This window comes from Archangium violaceum, from assembly GCF_016859125.1.
GTDB lineage: Bacteria > Myxococcota > Myxococcia > Myxococcales > Myxococcaceae > Archangium > Archangium violaceum_A.
Genome location: NZ_CP069338.1, coordinates 6453447 through 6469666 on the forward strand (window position 1 = coordinate 6453447; position 16220 = coordinate 6469666).

18 protein-coding genes and 1 other RNA gene are annotated in these 16220 nt (G+C 70.6%); 8 read left to right on the top strand and 11 right to left on the bottom strand.

The window, feature by feature from the left end:
• The first annotated feature begins 51 nt into the window (after window positions 1-51).
• The gene (locus tag JQX13_RS27580; RefSeq protein ID WP_203402466.1) at window positions 52-609 is read left to right on the top strand and encodes a hypothetical protein; all 558 of its coding nucleotides are present in this window, start codon (window positions 52-54) and stop codon (window positions 607-609) included.
• 14 nt (window positions 610-623) lie between these two features.
• On the opposite strand, the gene rnpB is transcribed toward JQX13_RS27580, so the two are convergent.
• The 3 genes from rnpB to JQX13_RS27595 all read right to left on the bottom strand — a co-directional run bounded on the left by rnpB (window position 624) and on the right by JQX13_RS27595 (window position 2438).
• Window positions 624-1015: RNase P RNA component class A (gene rnpB / locus JQX13_RS27585), an RNA gene on the bottom strand.
• A gap of 77 nt (window positions 1016-1092) precedes the next feature.
• Window positions 1093-1698 (bottom strand): ribonuclease HI family protein, encoded by a 606-nt coding sequence (locus tag JQX13_RS27590; protein ID WP_203412236.1) that lies wholly within the window; start codon window positions 1696-1698, stop codon window positions 1093-1095.
• Window positions 1699-1712: 14 nt separating this feature from the next.
• A complete protein-coding gene (locus tag JQX13_RS27595) occupies window positions 1713-2438 on the bottom strand; it encodes a zinc ribbon domain-containing protein (protein WP_203402467.1) in 726 nt (241 codons plus the stop codon).
• A gap of 162 nt (window positions 2439-2600) precedes the next feature.
• On the opposite strand from JQX13_RS27595, the gene JQX13_RS27600 reads away from it, so the two are divergent.
• Together JQX13_RS27600 and JQX13_RS27605 are read left to right on the top strand one after the other, a co-directional pair.
• A complete protein-coding gene (locus JQX13_RS27600; protein ID WP_203402468.1) occupies window positions 2601-3365 on the top strand; it encodes a carboxypeptidase regulatory-like domain-containing protein in 765 nt (254 codons plus the stop codon).
• Between the two features lie 80 nt (window positions 3366-3445).
• A complete protein-coding gene (locus tag JQX13_RS27605) occupies window positions 3446-3610 on the top strand; it encodes a hypothetical protein (RefSeq protein WP_203402469.1) in 165 nt (54 codons plus the stop codon).
• A 64-nt stretch (window positions 3611-3674) separates the two neighbouring features.
• Here JQX13_RS27605 and JQX13_RS27610 read toward each other — a convergent pair whose 3' ends face one another.
• Window positions 3675-3962 carry an FYDLN acid domain-containing protein gene (locus tag JQX13_RS27610; protein WP_203402470.1) on the bottom strand — a complete coding sequence of 96 codons (288 nt, stop codon included), beginning with the start codon at window positions 3960-3962 and terminating at the stop codon, window positions 3675-3677.
• Between the two features lie 145 nt (window positions 3963-4107).
• Here JQX13_RS27610 and JQX13_RS27615 point away from each other — a divergent pair, with 145 nt between their 5' ends.
• Entirely contained in the window at window positions 4108-5781 is a 1674-nt protein-coding gene (locus JQX13_RS27615; RefSeq protein WP_203402471.1) for an AgmX/PglI C-terminal domain-containing protein, read from the top strand.
• 74 nt (window positions 5782-5855) lie between these two features.
• Here JQX13_RS27615 and JQX13_RS55545 read toward each other — a convergent pair whose 3' ends face one another.
• The 3 genes from JQX13_RS55545 to JQX13_RS27625 form a co-directional block, all read right to left on the bottom strand.
• Window positions 5856-5981, bottom strand: a complete 126-nt coding sequence (locus tag JQX13_RS55545; protein ID WP_275424862.1) for a hypothetical protein — start codon at window positions 5979-5981, stop codon at window positions 5856-5858.
• A gap of 419 nt (window positions 5982-6400) precedes the next feature.
• Entirely contained in the window at window positions 6401-6640 is a 240-nt protein-coding gene (locus JQX13_RS27620; protein WP_203402472.1) for a DUF3006 domain-containing protein, read from the bottom strand.
• Window positions 6637-7824, bottom strand: a complete 1188-nt coding sequence (locus tag JQX13_RS27625) for a ComEC/Rec2 family competence protein (protein WP_203402473.1) — start codon at window positions 7822-7824, stop codon at window positions 6637-6639. Before JQX13_RS27625 ends, JQX13_RS27620 begins: the two co-directional genes overlap by 4 nt.
• A 103-nt stretch (window positions 7825-7927) precedes the next feature.
• Here JQX13_RS27625 and deoC point away from each other — a divergent pair, with 103 nt between their 5' ends.
• From deoC to JQX13_RS27645, 4 genes are all read left to right on the top strand, one after another.
• Window positions 7928-8761, top strand: coding sequence for a deoxyribose-phosphate aldolase (deoC, locus tag JQX13_RS27630; RefSeq protein WP_203402474.1), 834 nt, complete (start codon window positions 7928-7930; stop codon window positions 8759-8761).
• Between the two features lie 21 nt (window positions 8762-8782).
• A complete protein-coding gene (locus tag JQX13_RS27635) occupies window positions 8783-9175 on the top strand; it encodes a TraR/DksA family transcriptional regulator (RefSeq protein WP_203402475.1) in 393 nt (130 codons plus the stop codon).
• A gap of 87 nt (window positions 9176-9262) precedes the next feature.
• Window positions 9263-10999 carry a phospho-sugar mutase gene (locus JQX13_RS27640; protein WP_203402476.1) on the top strand — a complete coding sequence of 579 codons (1737 nt, stop codon included), beginning with the start codon at window positions 9263-9265 and terminating at the stop codon, window positions 10997-10999.
• Window positions 10996-11667, top strand: a complete 672-nt coding sequence (locus JQX13_RS27645; protein WP_203402477.1) for a hypothetical protein — start codon at window positions 10996-10998, stop codon at window positions 11665-11667. Before JQX13_RS27640 ends, JQX13_RS27645 begins: the two co-directional genes overlap by 4 nt.
• A 24-nt stretch (window positions 11668-11691) precedes the next feature.
• On the opposite strand, the gene JQX13_RS27650 is transcribed toward JQX13_RS27645, so the two are convergent.
• The 4 genes from JQX13_RS27650 to JQX13_RS27665 form a co-directional block, all read right to left on the bottom strand.
• The gene (locus tag JQX13_RS27650; protein ID WP_203402478.1) at window positions 11692-12261 is read right to left on the bottom strand and encodes a HAMP domain-containing histidine kinase; all 570 of its coding nucleotides are present in this window, start codon (window positions 12259-12261) and stop codon (window positions 11692-11694) included.
• Between the two features lie 438 nt (window positions 12262-12699).
• On the bottom strand, window positions 12700-13629 hold the full coding sequence (locus JQX13_RS27655; RefSeq protein ID WP_203402479.1) for an ABC transporter permease: 930 nt from the start codon (window positions 13627-13629) through the stop codon (window positions 12700-12702).
• Complete coding sequence (locus tag JQX13_RS27660) at window positions 13622-14761, bottom strand: ABC transporter permease (protein ID WP_203402480.1); 1140 nt, start codon at window positions 14759-14761, stop codon at window positions 13622-13624. Before JQX13_RS27660 ends, JQX13_RS27655 begins: the two co-directional genes overlap by 8 nt.
• A complete protein-coding gene (locus JQX13_RS27665; protein ID WP_239015365.1) occupies window positions 14754-16214 on the bottom strand; it encodes an ABC transporter ATP-binding protein in 1461 nt (486 codons plus the stop codon). The genes JQX13_RS27660 and JQX13_RS27665 overlap by 8 nt, the downstream gene beginning before the upstream one ends.
• Window positions 16215-16220: the final 6 nt, after the last annotated feature.

The window sequence follows — 16220 nt, forward strand, 5'->3', positions numbered from 1 at the left end:
ACCACGGGCCTGTGGATGCCATGCCGGGAAGCCGGTAGAACCGGGGGCGCCATGAGCCGTCCCTCGTTCCTCGCCTTCCTGGTTCCCGTGTCCCTCCTCAGCGCCTGCATCGTCGAGGCACCCGGTGGTGCCAGCCCCAACGAGCGGCGCCAGGCCGTGGTGACCCAGGTGCCGCCGCAATCTGTGCGCAACGGCGCCAACTTCGGGGAGCGCGTGGAACTGGTGGGCGCCACCGTCAATCCGGGCCGCCTCGCGCCGGGCGAGGCCGCCCGTGTCACCGCCTACTTCAAGGTCCTCAAGCCCCTGGAGGAGGACTACATGATCTTCGTCCACGTGGAGGACGCCGAGGGCCGCATGGAGCGCCTCAACGTCGACCACAAGCCGGCCGGTGGCCTCTACCCCACCACCCAGTGGAAGGCCGGCGAGACGGTGAAGGACGAGTTCAACATCATGCTCCCGCCCGGTGCCTCCGCCCGCCAGCTCAACGTCTGGCTGGGGTTCTGGGAGCCCAAGACGGACGAGCGCCTGCAGCTCAAGAACCCGGACGCGGTGCGCAACGATGGGCGCAGCCGCGTCCTGCTGCTGCAGCTGCCCGTGGAGCAGCGGTAGGTACAGGGAAAAAAAACCGGAGTGGCCCTGTAAGCCGAGTTTTGTCACCACCCCTTTCGGGGTGGGCAGTGAACATTCATCTAGGGCCCTGGTTGCCCAGGGACCTCATCAGCGAGCAACCCGAGCGCATGGGACGGGCAACCCCTGTCCCCTTTCGGGGACGCGCTCCTATTGGCTCTTGCTCCAGGTGGGGTTTTCCGTGCCGCCCGAGTCACCCCGGGCGCGGTGCGCTCTTACCGCACCGTTTCACCCTTACCGGCCCCTCGCGGAACCGGCGGTTTGTTTTCTGTGGCACTGTCCTGCGAGTCGCCTCGACTGGTCGTTAACCAGCACCCTGCCCTATGGAGCTCGGACTTTCCTCCCGTCACCCGTTCCAGCGGTGACCAGCGTTCACCCGGACCACTCCGGCACACGCCTCATACAACAGTCGTGGCTCCGAGGTCACTCCGGGCGAGCGGGGAGGGTTCACTTCACCCGCGCGCGCTACATCCGCTCGTCGATGGCGCGGTTGCTCATCTCGTCGGCGGCCTTGTTCTTCTCGCGCGGCACGTGGACGAGCTTCACGCGGGGGAACTGCTTGAGCAGGGCGACGGCCTCCTCGTAGAGGGGGCGGAGGGTCGGGCTCTTCACCTGGTAGCGCCCCTGGAGCTGGCGGATGAGCAGCTCGCTGTCGGCGGCCACCTCGAGCTGCTTCACCCCCAGGCTCAGGGCATGCTTCAGGCCGAGCAGCAGGCCCATGTACTCGGCGTAGTTGTTCGTCTGGACGCCGAGGAACCTGCCGAGCCGGGCGACCACCCGTCCCGCGGAGTCCACCAGCACCGCGCCGGCTCCAGCGGGACCCGGATTGCCGCGGGCGGCTCCGTCCGAGAAGAGCTTGAGGCTCTGAGGTGGTCCGCTCGAGACGGGCGGCTCCGGGGGACGCGGCTCCGGGATGGGCTCGGGTGGGAGGGCCGCGAGCCGTCCGGCCGCTGTCTCCAGGAGGCGGCTCAGGTCCTCGCGGGTGAGCCCCGGAAAGGCCCGCACCGTCCCCGAGAGCGGCTCCTCGCGCCCGATGTAGCGGAGGATGTCGACGAGGTCCGGCGGGGCCATCGTGTTCGAGGGCACTACTTCTCCGCCGGCGTCTCGAGCGCCTCGATGGCGTAGATGATGCGGTTGCAGGACGGGCACACGTCCGTGCCCAGCGACACGCGCAGGTTGTTGTAGAGCTGCGGCGGCACGTTCATGTTGCAGCCCTGGCAGGTGCCATTCACCACGCCCACCATGGCCGGCAGCTTCTTCTTTCGTACCGTCTCGTAGCGGCGCAGCAGGGTGGGGTCCACGCGTGAGGACACCTCGGAGCGCTTGCCCTCGAGCGTCTTCACCTGGCCCTCGGCCTGGCTCTGCTTGCTCCGCAGCTCCGCCATCCGGCTGGAGAGCTGCTCCTGACGGGAGGCGAACTCGGCCTCCTTGGCCTTCACCGCCTCGCGCGCGGCGCCGAGCGTCTTGCTCAGCTCCACGAGCTCGTCGGCCATCGTCTGATTGGCCTTCTTGGCGATATCGATTTCCCGGGCGAGCGCGGAGTACTCACGCGTGGAGCGCTGCTCGGCGAGCCGCGCCTCCCACTTCTTCACCTTGTCCTTCTCGTCGGTGATGTTCTGCTCGAGCGTCGTCTTCTGCCGCTCGATGTCCGCAACGCGGTTGCGCTCCGCTTCGATGGCGCTGCGCGCGGCGCCCAGCTCGCGCTCCAGTTCCGCCAACTGCCGGGGATGCACGTCCGCAGCCTTTCGGAGCGAGGCGACCTCGAGGTCCACCTTCTGCAGCTCCGCCAGCGCCTTCAGTTTCTCCCGCAAATTTGCTGCCTCCCAATGGGGGCCCTACCCCGGGGCCCGGCCCCTTCTACCAACAAGGTTTTCCAGGGTCCAACGCCCAATTTGACTCCATGTCATCCCCTCATGATGCGGACGGGCGGGCTCGGTTTGAAATGCCTTCACACTCCAGTTAGACGGGCAGGGGTGCGCCGTCGCCCGCTTCCGCTGCTCGCCCTGACCACGCTGCTTCCCTTCACCCCAGATTGCAAGGCGCCCACTGCCTCACCGGGAGGGCAGGCGGCCAACACCCCCCCGGGTGTCATCGTGGGCACCCTCCGTCTCTCGGGGAGCCCGCCCACGCTGCCACCCCTGCCCACCATTCCCTCGGTGGCTTCCGTCTGTGGGACCTCGGTGCCGGATCGCTCCATCGTCGTGGGGGAGGGGGGGGCGCTCGCCTACGTGGTGGTGGCGCTCGCCGATGGGACCGAGGCGCCCGCGCCCGACCCGGACGCCCCCCCGGCCCAGCTGGAGCAGAAGCAGTGCGCCTTCGAGCCGCCGGTGCTCGCCGCCCGCGCGGGCTCCCGGTTGGAGGTGCGCAACTCGGATGCCGTCTTCCACACTGTCGACGCCCTGGCCGGCTCGCACAGGCCCATCCTCAACGTGGCCCTCCCCATCGAGGGCTCCCGCGTGCGCTGGCCGCTGCCGGGCGCGCCGGGCATCCTCGCGGTCCGCTGCGACCTGCACCCGTGGGTGAGCGCCGTCGTCCGGACCTTCGAGCACCCCTGGTTCACCACCACGGACGCCTCCGGCCACTTCCGCCTGGAGGTGCCTCCGGGCACGCACTCCGTCTTCCTCTGGCACCCCCGCCTGCCCGGCGTCTCCCGCTCCATTTCCGTGCGCGGCGGGGAGACGGTCCGGCTCGACCACGCCTGGGCCTCGGAGGAGGTTCGCCAGCAGTCCGCCCCCTGAAAAGAGAGCAGGAATGAAAAGTTTCCGTCCTGGCGGAAAGCCTGCTACAGGGTGCGCCCATGGAACGAGGGGGACGACCCATGCAGCCGAAGAAGCGATCGAATCCGAGGGCGACCGCCGCCCCGCGGATGGCGGTCAAGCGCCAGGAGCCAGTCCGCCCGGTGGGCATCCAGGCCCTGGGAACCGTCCGCTACGAGCAGCTGCGCCGCGCGCTCCACCAGCTGCGCGAGACGGCCGAGCGCTGAATCACCCACCCGGCGAGAAGGGGGGCCGCCACCCGCGGGCGGAGCCCCCCTCTCTCTGGGGGACTCAAATGTCCTCGTCCTCGTCGGCCGGGACCTCGGCATCCTCGTCGTCGAACTCGGCCAGTTCCTCGTCCTCGCTCTCCGCCGCCGGCTCCTCGGGCTCGATGGGCTCGATGACCTTGGGGATGGAGGACAGGCGACCACGCCGGCCCTCGGAGGCCGGCTTGAGGGCCGGGCTCTCGCGCTGATCCGCGCCGCACTTGGGGCACAGAGGGTCCGGCTTCTTCATATCGTAGAACTTCGTGGAGCACTTGAAGCAGACGTACTTGTTCCCGAGGTCCTTCGCGGGCATGCGCCACCTTCTGTGTCAAGAGGGTAGGGGGAGGCGGCTCTTAGTTGGGCCGGCAGGCGGAGTCAACCCGATGGTTTGCACTCCACGGCCCAGGCGCTAGCATTCCGGGCGCTCGCCCTTGTGTGCGCGCGCTGGACAGCCCCCCTTGAACTTCTCCTGTAACAAGTGTCAGCGGCGGTACTCCATCGCGGACGACAAGGTCCGCGGGAAGACCGTCAAGGTTCGTTGTAAGAATTGCCAGAACGTCATCTCGGTGGAGGGCCCACCCGTCGAGGAGCAGGAGAGCACGCGCGTCGTGTCCCTGGCGGACGTGGAGCGCCTTCGCGAGCAGGAGCGCTCGCTCGCCGCCGAGGAGGAATCGGCCGCCGCCCTGGCCCAGCAGGCCGCGCCCGCCGCGTCGGCGCAGTCCTGGGAGGACGAGCCCACGCGGACCATGCCGCTGCGCGACAGCCGCTCGCCCTGGTTCGTGATGGTGAAGAGCAAGCAGGAGGGGCCGCTGGACGAGGGCGCCCTGAGCGAGCTCGTGGCCTCCGGCGCCGTCACGGCCCGTAGCTACTTCTGGCAGCAGGGCATGCCGGACTGGAAGCGGGGACAGGACATCGCCGAGCTGGCCGGCTTCTTCGCCGCGCCCGAGGCCCCGCCGCCCGCGGCGCCGCCTCCCCCCGTGCGCGCCCCCGCGCCGCCTCCGGTGATGGCGCCCGAGCCCGAGCCCGCTCCCGCGGAGCAGTCCGCCACCTCGTGGCAACCCGAGCCGCCGGCCCCCTCGCAGACGATCTGGCAGACCAGTCCCACGCAGCGCCGCCCGGCGCCCATGGCCCAGGACGCCAGGCCCTGGGAGCCAGAACCGGAGTCCGAGCCGACCCCCGCCCCCGCCTCCGATGGCGCGGATGCGAACGGCGCGCCCCTGGGTGAGCTGTTCTCCGACCTGGACCTCCCCCAGTCCGAGCCGCAGGGCGAGCTGGGGCCGGACATGCTCGCGGGAGCGCAGCAGGAGGATCCACTCGCCGCGCTGGGCAAGGAGCCGGAGCCCAAGCGCGCACAAGCGGAGAACACCCAGTACTTCGTGAAGAAGGCGGGAGTGCATCGGCGCAACCCGCCCTGGAAGATCGCCCTCTTCATCGTGCTGCTGCTGGGGATTCCCGTGGGCGTGTTGTACGCGCTCACCGAGCTGCAGGTGGTGCCGCTGCGTGTCACCCGTGTGGATGGGCAGGGCAACACGGTGCAGGAGCCCGTGTCCGTCTTCTCGTCCGAGGGCATGAGCGAGCTGAGGGATTTGATGCTCGGCCGCTCCAAGCCGCCTCCGCCTCCCGCGCCGAAGCCCGCGCCGAAGCCCAAGGCGCGCCCCAGCGAGCCGGCGAAGCAGGAGCCGCCGCCGCAAGAGGCCGCCCAACCCCAGGCCGAGGCGCAGCAGGGCGTGACGCAGCAGGAAGTGGCCGCGCTCTACGCCGAGGGCGAGAAGAAGGACGTGGGCCCCGAGGTGCGTGAGAACACCGAGGTGGCCGCCACGGACTCGGCCGCGCAGTCCGGCCCGCCCCAGGAGGCGATCGCCCGCGTGGTGGCGCAGTCGCAGTCCGCCTTCAAGTCCTGCATCGAGGCGGCCCTGCGCAAGAACCCGAGGCTGCGCGATGGCAAGCTGCTGCTCACCGCGACCGTGGGCAGCTCCGGCACGGTGAAGAAGGTGTCCTTCGACCGGAGCGACCTGGACGGCTCTCCCATGGGCAACTGCATCAAGGGGCGCGCCAGGCGCATGGTGTTCCCCTCCTTCTCGGGGGATGACGTCGAGATCGAGATTCCGCTCGTCCTCTCGAAGTCCATGTAGCCGCGCGGGAGCCCGGGCTTGGACATCGCCGCTCCTCGCGCGGGCCGCCTGCCGCGCACCGTGGTGCTGCTCGGCTACGGCCTGTCCAGCCTGATGCGCCCGCTGATGGTCTTCGTCACCCTGGCCTGGCAGCCCATCGCCATCCGCGCGCTGGACCGCGTGGGCAAGGGCCTGCGCTCGAGCCCCCGCGACGCGCTCATCGCCCACTCCGTTTCCGCGGACTCCCATGGCAGGGCCTTCGGCTTCCACCGCGGCATGGACCATGTGGGCGCCGCGGTGGGCTCGCTCGCCGCGATGGTGCTGGTGGCCGTGGGGCTGCGCGTGGAGCAGGTGTTCTTCGTCGCCGCCGTGCCGGGCCGGCTCGCGGACCGGCAGGGGGCCTCGCGGCTCGTGCTGGCGGGCTGGTCCCTCTACGCGCTGAGCTACGTCGCGCTCGCCTGGGCCCGGGGGGTAACCCTCACGGTGGCCGTCATCTGCGTCTACGGGCTGTACCACGCCCTGTCGGAGGGCGCGGAGAAGTCGCTTCCTCATCGCCGGAGTGCTCGCCGGCTCGAGCGCGCTGCTGCTCGTGTGGCTGCTGCCTCGCGCGCGTCCTCCGGCTCCGGCCTGAGTGCCCGGACTACAGGTCGAAGTCCCCGGGCGGTGGCGTCTTCTTCTTCATGGCCCGCTTGCGTGCCTTGCGCACCTCGGCGCGCAGGCGCTCGGTGGCGGCCGGGTCCACCGTCATCGTGTCCAGGTCCAGCACGTCTCCCTCGCGCGCCTCGGGCGGCAGCTTCCCGCGGGGGCGCGTCACCTCGCGCCCATCCACGATGAGCACGGCGAGCTCGTCCTCGAATCGGTCCAGGGTGGCCTTGGTCATGGGTCGCAGTCCTCGGAGGGGCGGCGCTCGCGCAGGGCGGCGGCCCGGCTGGTGTACACCGTGCGCTCCTTCGTCTTCGCCCGCTCGAGCGTGCCGCAGTCCTCGCGGTGGAACACCTTGCTGCCCTTGAGGCTCACGTAGCGCATGCCCGAGGTTCCGGAGGCCGGAGTCGCGGTCTTGTTCTCGGGGAGGGTCCCCCTGGCTGGCACGGCCCTGGTCATGGACAGGGGGCCCGTGGCGACGGGCCCGGTCACCTGTCCGGTGACGACGGTGGGTGTGCTCCCTCCCTTCTTCGGCGTGAGGGTGACGGTGGTGCCGTTGCTCACCGCGAGCACCTCTCCCTGGAGATCGGTGCGGAAGACGCGCGCGCCCGAGGCCCCGAGCCGCTGGAGGACCTCGTCGGTGGGGTGCCCGTAGTCGTTGCCCTTGCCGCAGGAGATGATGGCCGCCTGGGGCTTCACCGCCGCGAGGAAGGGCGCCGTGGAGGAGTAGCGACCGCCGTGGTGCGCCACCTTCAGCACGGTGGAGGTGAAGTCGATGGGCTTGCGCAGCAGGTAGGCCTCGGTCTCCGGCTCGGCGTCTCCCGTGAAGAGGAACGCCGTCTTCCCATATGTCAGCTTGGCGACGATGGAGTTGGCGTTGACATCCGAGCGTGTGTTGTCGAGGAATGCGTCTCGCGGGGCGCGCGGCCAGAGGATGGTGAGCGTCGCGCCCTCGCCGAGCCCGACGGTGAGTGGCGTCTCGGGCGCGCTCGGGTTGGGCGTGGGCGTCATCACCTGTCCCGCCTTCTGGCCCACCACCTCCAGCAGCTTGCGGTAGGCCTCGCTCGGGTGGTCGAAGCCCGGGTCCATGAAGCGTCTGGCGCCCACTGCCTGGATGATTCTGGCGAGCCCTCCGAGGTGGTCCAGGTGCGGGTGGGTGAGGATGACCAGATCGATGGGCCCCTGGACGAGCTGGCGCAGGCGGGGCACCAGCGCTTCATCGGCCTCGGGTGGGCCCCCGTCGATGAGGACCGTCTTGCCGGTGGGCGAGACGATGAGCGCCGCGTCCCCCTGGCCCACGTCGAAGAAGTAGACGGTGAGCGGCTTGGGTGGGGGCGTCCGCTGGGCGGGAGACGAGGCGGCCCGGCCCGGCAGGGCGGCGAGCAGCAGGAAGAGGGCGAGAAGGAGCCGCGCGAAGGCCATGGCGGGGCGGACTCTACTCCAGTGCGCGCCAGGCGGCGTGGGAGCCATTACGGGCCCGTCACGGCGCTTCCCGAGCGGCCCGGACTGGGCTAGACCGCGCCCCATGTCCGAGGCCCCAGACATCAAGCGGGTTGTCGAGGAGATCGCCGACCACGTCCGCAACAGCATGCTCGGTTCCCGGGCGGGCGGCGAGCCGACCCCGCCCCCCGCCAGCAACGAGCCCCCGCGCTCCATCGGAACGGCGCGCATCGCGCCCGAGTCCATCCAGGACAACGCGGCCCTGGCCCCCTACATCGACCACACGCTGCTCAAGCCCGAGGCCACCCGCGAGGACGTCGCCCGGGTGGCGCGCGAGGCGGTGGAGCATGGCTTCGCCACGGTGTGCGTGAACTCGTGCCACGTGGCCACGGTGGCGGACATCCTGGCCGGCTCGAAGTCGGTCCCCATCGCCGTGGTGGGCTTCCCGCTGGGCGCGGCGCTCACCAGCGCCAAGGCCTTCGAGGCCCGTGAGGCCATCCGGCTCGGCGCGCGGGAGATCGACATGGTCATCAACGTCGGCGCGCTCAAGGCGAAGGACTACGCGGGGGTGCTCGAGGACATCTCCGGGGTGGTGGAGGCCAGCCGGCCCTACCCGGTGAAGGTCATCCTCGAGACGAGCCTGCTCACCCAGGAGGAGAAGGTCGCCGGCTGTGTGTTGTCCAAGGCGGCGGGCGCGGCGTTCGTGAAGACCTCCACGGGCTTCAGCACCGGTGGGGCCACCGTGGAGGACGTGGCGCTCATGCGCCGCGTGGTGGGTGATGACGTGGGCGTGAAGGCCTCCGGGGGCATCCGCTCGGCGGAGGACGCCCTGAAGATGATTCAGGCGGGGGCCAACCGCCTGGGGGCCTCGGCGTCCGTGGCCATCGTCACCGGTCAGAGGTCCACCGCGAAGTACTAGCCACCGGGGTGGAGACGGGTCGTGACCCAGGCACAGCGCGAGAAGTTGAAGCAGAAGTTGCTGGCGCTCCATGCGGAGCTGACGGGCAAGACGCCAGCGAGGATCGAACCCAACCGCACGGATGATGCGCGTGTGGGCGGGGACGAGGACGAGCAGCCGCTCAACGAGATGATGCAGGCCATCGCCTCCAACCGGAACCGGAACATGGATGGCGTGCTGCAGCGCGTGCTGAAGGCGCTGGGCAAGCTGCGCGATGACCCGGACTCCTATGGGGAGTGCGAGGAGTGCGGCGACGAGATTCCTCTCGGCCGCATGGAGGCCATGCCCTACGTGGAGTTCTGTGTGAACTGCCAGGGCCAGAAGGACGCGCCGAAGGGTGGCCCGACCCGGCGCAAACTCACCGATTACACCTGAGCCCTCGCTCGGGTCTGATCATCGCTGAACAGACGGGGAAGGCGGGACACGGTCCCACGGCGTCACCGGCCTTAAGGAGGGGAGTACATGGACGCGACTGGATTGAAGGAGAAGGCCGAGGCATGGCTGGCGGCGGACCCGGATGCGGCCACCGTGGCCGAGCTGCGGGACGTGCTCGCGCGCGGAGACCTCGCGGACCTGGCGGACCGTTTCGCGGGTGACCTGGAGTTCGGCACCGCGGGCCTGCGCGGTGTGCTGGGGGCGGGGCCCAACCGGATGAACCGCGCGGTGGTTCGCCGCACCACGGCGGGCCTGGCGCGCTACCTCAAGGCCACCGTCCCGGACGTCACCACCCGGGGCGTGGTGGTGGGCCGGGATAGCCGGCGGTTGAGCGCCGAGCTCGCCGAGGACACCGCCTGCGTGCTCGCCGCCGAGGGCATCCCCGCGCACGTCTTCCCCTCGTTGGCGCCCACTCCGCTCACCGCCTTCGCCACCCTGCACCTCAACGCCGCCGCGGGCGTCATGGTGACGGCCAGCCACAACCCGCCCGAGTACAACGGCTACAAGGTGTACTGGGGCAACGGCGCTCAAATCATCCCGCCCCATGACAAGGGCATCGCCTCGTTCATCGCCAAGGTGGAGCCCGCCAACCAGGTGGAGCTGCTCACCCCCACGGAGGCGTACGCGCGCGGCCTGTGGCGGGACGTGCCGGACTCGCTCGGCGAGGCGTACCTGGACGCCATCCTCAAGCTGCGTGTGCACGGGCGTGGCTCGGACTCGCTGCGCGTCGTCTACACCGCCCTGCACGGCGTGGGGGGCTCGTGGATGGAGCGGGCCATGGAGCGCGCGGGCTTCCCCCACTTCCACGTGGTGGCCGAGCAGCATCGGCCCGATGGCTCCTTCCCCACCGTGCGCTTCCCCAACCCCGAGGAGCCGGGGGCGATGGATCTGTCGCTCGCCACCGCCCAGCGGGTGAACGCGGACCTGGTGCTCGCCAATGATCCGGACGCGGACCGGCTGGCGGTGATGGTGCGCGATGGAGCGGGGAAGCTGCGCATGCTCACCGGCAACGAGGTGGGCGTGCTGCTGGGCCACTACGTGCTGGTGCAGGGGCCCACGCGGCGCTCCAAGCCGCACCTCGTCGCCACCATCGTGTCCTCCACACAGCTCGGAGACATCGCCGGGGAGCTGGGGGCCGCGTACGACGAGGTGCTCACCGGCTTCAAGTGGATCGCCAACCGCGCCATCGAGCGCGAGAAGGCCGAGGGCACCCAGTTCGTCTTCGGCTACGAGGAGGCGCTCGGCTACGCGGTGGGCACCGTGACGCGGGACAAGGACGGCATCAGCGCGGCGCTCGTGTTCGCGGACCTGGCCGCCTGGTGCGAGTCGCGTGGGAAGACGGTGCTCGGCTACCTGGAGGAAATCCAGCGCCGGTTCGGCCTCTACGTGAGCGGGCAGCGCAACTTCACCTTCCCTGGCGCCGAGGGCGCGCAGGTCATCGCGCGTATCATGGACGGCCTGCGGAGCTCGCCTCCCACGCGCGTGGGCGAGCTGTCGGTGAAGAACGTGAGGGACTACAAGAAGGGCGAGAAGCTGCCTCCCTCCAACGTCCTCGCCTTCGAGCTGGAGGGTGGTGGACGGGTGACGGCACGGCCGTCCGGGACGGAGCCGAAAATCAAATATTACTTCGAGCTGAAGGAGACGCCGGGTTCCGGCGAGCCGGTGGAAACCGCGCGCGCCCGGGCAGAGGCCCGACTCCACAAGCTCATCGACGCCTTCATCGCGCTGGTGCGCGAGCGGGGGCAGCCGGAGGTGGGTGCGTGAAGCGCTGTGTCCTGAATGGATTGCTGGTGGTGGTGCTCCTCGTCTCGGGCGCCGCGGTGGCGCAGGACGTGTCGTACGGGCGTGGCCAGGGCTGGTCCGTGCTGTCGGGCCAGACGGTGGGGCAGGGCGGCACCGCGTTGGTGGGCCAGGTGGGCTGGCCGGGGCTGTCGCTGGGCCTGCTGCACGGGGCCACGTCGAAGTTCGACATCGGCGGCAAGCTCAGCTTCAACTACGGCCGCGAGGGCATCGTCACCAGCGTGGTGCCGGGGCTGAAGCTGCAGGCCTGGGTGCGGCTCATGCTGCTGCAGTCCTCGCGGGTGAACGTGGGCCTGAGCTTCGCCCCCGGGCCCTTCTTCTATTTCTACGAGAACTTCACCGACGTGGGCCTGTCACTGCCCATCGCCCTCGCCGTGGGCATCCCCGTGGGCAGCGCGCTCATGCTCAACGTGGGCCTGGACATCCCCTTCTACGTCGTCTTCGGCGCGGGCGGCGGGCCCGTCTTCCCGCTGCTCCTGGGCGGCGGGTTGGAGTACTTCGTCGACCGCAACCTCGCCATCACCTTCAACGTGAGGATGGGGCCGTCCATCGGCGCCTACGGGGACTTCCGCGGCCGGGGCCGCGCCCGCTTCACCCTGGAGGCGATGTTCGGCGTCGCCTACAGGCTGTAGTCGTCCCGGCCGGGCCCGCGGGCGCTACCAGCTCGCGGTGCCCTGGTCCGGCAGCTCCACGGTGACGGTGACGGTGGTGCCCGTCAGGCCATGGTTCCTCACCGCCAGGTGCCCGCCCAGCGTCTCCACCAGCTCGCGAGCCACCGTCAGGCTCTCCGCGCGGGCGCTCCCGGCCCTCCTGTCCGGCTCCTGCTCCACGAGCTCCCTCGCCGCGTAGCGCAGGTGGAAGGAGGGGCCGTAATCCCCGAAGTCGTCCTGCGGCTCCACGCCCAGCCGCACGGCCCGAGCGGGGGCTCCCTCGCCCCGGTGCGCGCCCACTGCATCGGTGAGCAGGTGGAGCATCACCTGCTCCGTCCTCCGGCGGCTCACCCTCGCGAACACCGGCTCGTCCGGCAGCTCCAACTGCACCTCGGTGGCCTCCACATGGCCGGTGGCGTGGAGCAGGGCCACCGCATGCCGCGCCAGCGCGCACAGGTCGAGGTATTGCGAGTCGACCTCCTCCACCCGCGTGCTCACGGCGGTCAGGTGACTCCGGCTCTCGCCACTCATCACCAGCATCTGCTTCGGCCTGCGGGCCATCGCCACCGCGCTCATCGCGTCACCTCGTGCTTCGTGTGTTGTGTCTGGTTTCACGTCGGCTTCCCCCCCCCCAACCGATTCAGGACGCCGACCTCGCCCCTCCGTACCCCGTCCCCGCGACCACCCTCACGTCCTGCACCAGTCGTCGCGCCATTCCATGCGATGCGCGTGCCGGTTGTGTCACGGTCCTGTTTCGACTGTGGGGCGCAGGACGTTTCACCGTTTCTTCCTTGAAATACAACTCTTTGCTGTGTTCCCAGGATGAAGGCACACTTATTCCCGCCTGGGCGCACATGAGGACAGGTGGGTCAGGATTGAATCTCCGTCAGGAATGACCCGGGTGATTCGAGACCCATCCGGTAAAGAAGTCTCATGCCCGGCTCGGAGTGGAACCGGGGTCGTACGCCGCGGGAGACGGGAGGGCTGACAAGTGGGCTGGAGGGCACACCCGGGTCAGCGGGACTCCTGTTCGTAGGGGGTGCCGAGGGCGGCGGGGGCGTGGGTGCGCTGGCCCTGGATGGCGAGCAGCGCCAGCGTCAGGAGGTAGGGGAGGGCCAGGAGGAAGCCCTGGGGCACCACCTCCAGCAGGCCGGGGGCGCTGGAGGCCAGGCCGATGCGCAGGGCGTTGCCGGCGGCGAAGAAGAGCGCCGCGAGGAAACCCCCCAGGGGAGTCCATCGGCCGAACACCATGGCGGCCAGGGCCATGAAGCCGAGGCCGGCCGGGGTGTGTTGCTCGAAGCGATCCAACACGGCGGTGGACAGGGTGGCCCCGCCGAGCCCCGCCAGCATCCCGCCCACCACCACGGCGAGCCAGCGCAGCCCCATCACGGACAGGCCCAGGGTGGCCACGGCGTGGGGCTTGTCGCCCACGGCGCGCAGCCGCAGCCCCAGGGGCGTGCGGTACAGCACCCAGTGGAAGGCGAAGGGCAGCACCAGGGCCAGGAACGTGAGGGCCGAGTGCCCGGAGAAGGCGCGCAGCAGGGGCACCTCGGAGAGGCCGGGCAGGTGCCAGCGGGTGAGCTGCTGGATGGGGGGCGTGCCGTTGGGCCCGTAGAGGGCCTCAAGGAGGTAGGTGCCACCGGCGAGCGCCACGAGGTTGATGGCCATGCCGGACACCACCTGGTCCGAGCGCCAGCGGATGCAGAGGTAGCCGTGCACGGCGGCCATGCCGGCGCCGGCGAGCATGCCCACCATCACGCCCACGGGCGTGGGGAAGGTGATGGAGGCCACGGCCGCGCAGAACGCGCCCGCGCGCATCATCCCCTCGATGCCCACGTTCACCACGCCGGAGCGCTCGCTGAGGGTGGCTCCCAGCGTGGCGAAGAGCAGCGCCGGGAAGTACTCGAGCGTGGAGGACAGGAGGGCTTCCAGGATTTCAAGCACGGGGCACCTCCGGGCTCGCCTCGGGCTGCCTGGCGGGCGCCACGGGTTTCTCCACCTTCCGCCGTTCTAGCAGGGCGAGCCACACCAGCCGGCCCGCCACGAAGAGCAGGGCCAGACCCTGGATGAGCTCGGGGTAGCTCTTGTGCACGCCCAGCAGCTGCATGCGCGTGCCGCCCGCGCGCAGCGCCCCGAAGAAGAGCGCGGACAGCGTCACACCCAGCGGGTGGTTGCCGCCGATGAGCGAGATGGCGATGCCGTCGAAGCCGTAGGGGGCGCCCAGCGAGCCCGGGTACTTGAACTCGGTGCCCAGCACGAGCACCGCGCCGGCCAGACCCGCGAGCGCTCCGGCCATGCCCATGGCCTCGGCGGTGCGCCGCACCACGGGGATTCCAGCGGCCCGCGCCGCCTCGGAGCCCAGGCCCACCGCGCGCGTCTCGAAGCCCGAGCGCAGCCGCGCGAGCCACACCCAGATGGCCAGTGCCACCGCCAGCGCCAGCGGGAAGCCGAGGTGCAGGCGGGACATCTCCCCGAACAGCCGGGGCAGGTGCGCGCTGGTGGCGATCTCCGCGGTGCCCGTGGTGGACAGGCCGGTGCCGGCGCCGGCCCGGAGCGGACCCACCGCCAACCAGTTGTCCACCAGGCTCACCGCCACCCAGTTGAGCATGATGGTGGAGATGACCTCGTGGACGCCCCGGGCGAGCTTGAGGGCCGCGGCGATGAGGGCCCACAGGCCTCCGGCCAGGCCCGCCGCGAGCAGCGCCGCCGGGATGTGCAGCACGGCGGGCAACTGCACCTGCGCGCCCACCACCGCCGCCGCGAGCGCGCCCACCAACATCTGCCCCTGGGCGCCGATGTTGAAGAGGCCCACCTTGAAGGCCACCGCCACCGACAGCCCGGTGAGCAGCAGCAGGGCGGCCTTGATGGCGGCCTCGCCGATGGGACGGGTGAGCAGCGTGACGCGGCCACCGTCGAGGTACATCGGCCAGTCGCCCAGGCCCCCGCGGAGCATCTGCAGGTAGGCCTCGGTGGCCGTCTCCGGATCGCGCGTGAGGGCGATGAACACCCAGCACACCGCCAGCGCCAGGGACACGGAGAGGATGGAGGGGAGCACCGCGCGCAACCGCTCACCCATGGGCCACCTCCTGTCCGGTCTGGCCGGTGCCGAGCATCCGGCAACCAATCATCCGTTCGTCGAACTCGGGGCGGGAGAAGGAGCCGGTGATGCGTCCCTCGAAGAAGACGTAGATGCGATCGGACAGGGCCAGGACCTCCTCCAGATCCAATGAGACGAGCAGGACGCCGGCGCCCTGGTCGCGCGCCTCGCGCAACTTCGACTGCACCTGCGCCACCGCGCCGATGTCCAGGCCTCGCGTGGGCTGGACCACCACCAGCAGCTTCGGCGCCGCGTCCAACTCCCGCGCCACCACCACCTTCTGCTGGTTGCCTCCGGAGAGGGCCTGCAGCGGCACCTGGGGATCCGGCGGCCGCACGTCATAGGCCTTCAACAGCGTCTGGGTGCGCTCGCGCCGGCCCGCGAAATCCACCTGGAGTCCCCAGGCGAAGGGCGAGCGCGTCTGTCGGCCCAGGGCCACGTTCTCCTCCACCGTCATGGCCTTCACCACCGCGCGCCACAGCCGGTCCTCGGGCACGTGTCCCACTCCCCGGTTCCTCGCCTCGGCGGGCGTGAGCCCCGTGAGCGGCTTGCCCAGCAGGGTGCCTCCACCTGCGTCCAGCGGGCGCAGGCCCGTGAGCACCTCGGCGAGCTCGCGCTGGCCGTTGCCGTCCACTCCGGCGATGCCGACGATCTCCCCCGCGTGCACCTCCAGGGACACCCCGCGCAACGCCGGCCGCCCGTCGGCCCCCCGGGCCCGGAGCTCCTTCGCCTCCAGCAGCTTCTCGCCCGAGGGGGGGTGGTACGCCTGGGCCTCGGCCTGGGGGATGCGCGACTCGCCCACCATCAGCCTGGCCAGATCCTCGGGGCGGGTGTCGGCGGCGCGCACCTCGGCCACCAGCCGGCCGCGCCGCATCACCGCCACGCGCTCGGCCACGCTGAGCACCTCGCGCAGCTTGTGGCTGATGAAGACGACCGTGCGCCCACCGGCCGCCAGCCCTCGCGCCACCCGGAAGAGCTCGTCTGCCTCCTGGGGGGTGAGCACCGCGGTGGGCTCGTCGAGGATGAGCACCTGGGCGCCCCGGTGGAGCGCCTTGACGATCTCCACCTTCTGCTGCGAGCCCACGGTGAGGGTGTCCACCCGGGCGCGCGGGTCCAGCTTGAAGCCGAAGCGCTCGCAGGTGGCGGCCACCTCCTCGCACGCGCGGTTCAGATCCATCCGGCCCCAGCGTGAGGGTTCGCGGCCGAGCACCACGTTCTCCGCCACCGTCAGGGTGGGGACGAGCATGAAGTGCTGGTGCACCATGCCGATGCCCCGCTCGATGGCGTCCCTGGGACTGCGCAGGCGCACCGGCTGGCCCTTCACGAGCACCGAGCCCGAGTCGGCCCGGTACAGCCCGTAGAGGACGTTCATCAGGGTGGATTTACCGGCGCCGTTCTCGCCCACGAGGGCGAGCACCTCCCCGGTACCGATGTCCAG

What these genes read in the sequence shown, in the direction of transcription:
- JQX13_RS27580 (WP_203402466.1), top strand. Translation starts at nt 52, where the DNA reads ATGAGCCGTCCCTCGTTCCTCGCCTTCCTGGTTCCCGTGTCCCTCCTC.
- JQX13_RS27590 (WP_203412236.1), bottom strand. Translation starts at nt 1,698, where the DNA reads ATGGCCCCGCCGGACCTCGTCGACATCCTCCGCTACATCGGGCGCGAG.
- JQX13_RS27605 (WP_203402469.1), top strand. Translation starts at nt 3,446, where the DNA reads ATGCAGCCGAAGAAGCGATCGAATCCGAGGGCGACCGCCGCCCCGCGG.
- JQX13_RS27610 (WP_203402470.1), bottom strand. Translation starts at nt 3,962, where the DNA reads ATGCCCGCGAAGGACCTCGGGAACAAGTACGTCTGCTTCAAGTGCTCC.
- JQX13_RS55545 (WP_275424862.1), bottom strand. Translation starts at nt 5,981, where the DNA reads ATGAGCGCGTCGCGGGGGCTCGAGCGCAGGCCCTTGCCCACGCGGTCC.
- JQX13_RS27620 (WP_203402472.1), bottom strand. Translation starts at nt 6,640, where the DNA reads ATGACCAAGGCCACCCTGGACCGATTCGAGGACGAGCTCGCCGTGCTC.
- JQX13_RS27625 (WP_203402473.1), bottom strand. Translation starts at nt 7,824, where the DNA reads ATGGCCTTCGCGCGGCTCCTTCTCGCCCTCTTCCTGCTGCTCGCCGCC.
- deoC (WP_203402474.1), top strand. Translation starts at nt 7,928, where the DNA reads ATGTCCGAGGCCCCAGACATCAAGCGGGTTGTCGAGGAGATCGCCGAC.
- JQX13_RS27640 (WP_203402476.1), top strand. Translation starts at nt 9,263, where the DNA reads ATGGACGCGACTGGATTGAAGGAGAAGGCCGAGGCATGGCTGGCGGCG.
- JQX13_RS27650 (WP_203402478.1), bottom strand. Translation starts at nt 12,261, where the DNA reads ATGAGCGCGGTGGCGATGGCCCGCAGGCCGAAGCAGATGCTGGTGATG.
- JQX13_RS27660 (WP_203402480.1), bottom strand. Translation starts at nt 14,761, where the DNA reads ATGGGTGAGCGGTTGCGCGCGGTGCTCCCCTCCATCCTCTCCGTGTCC.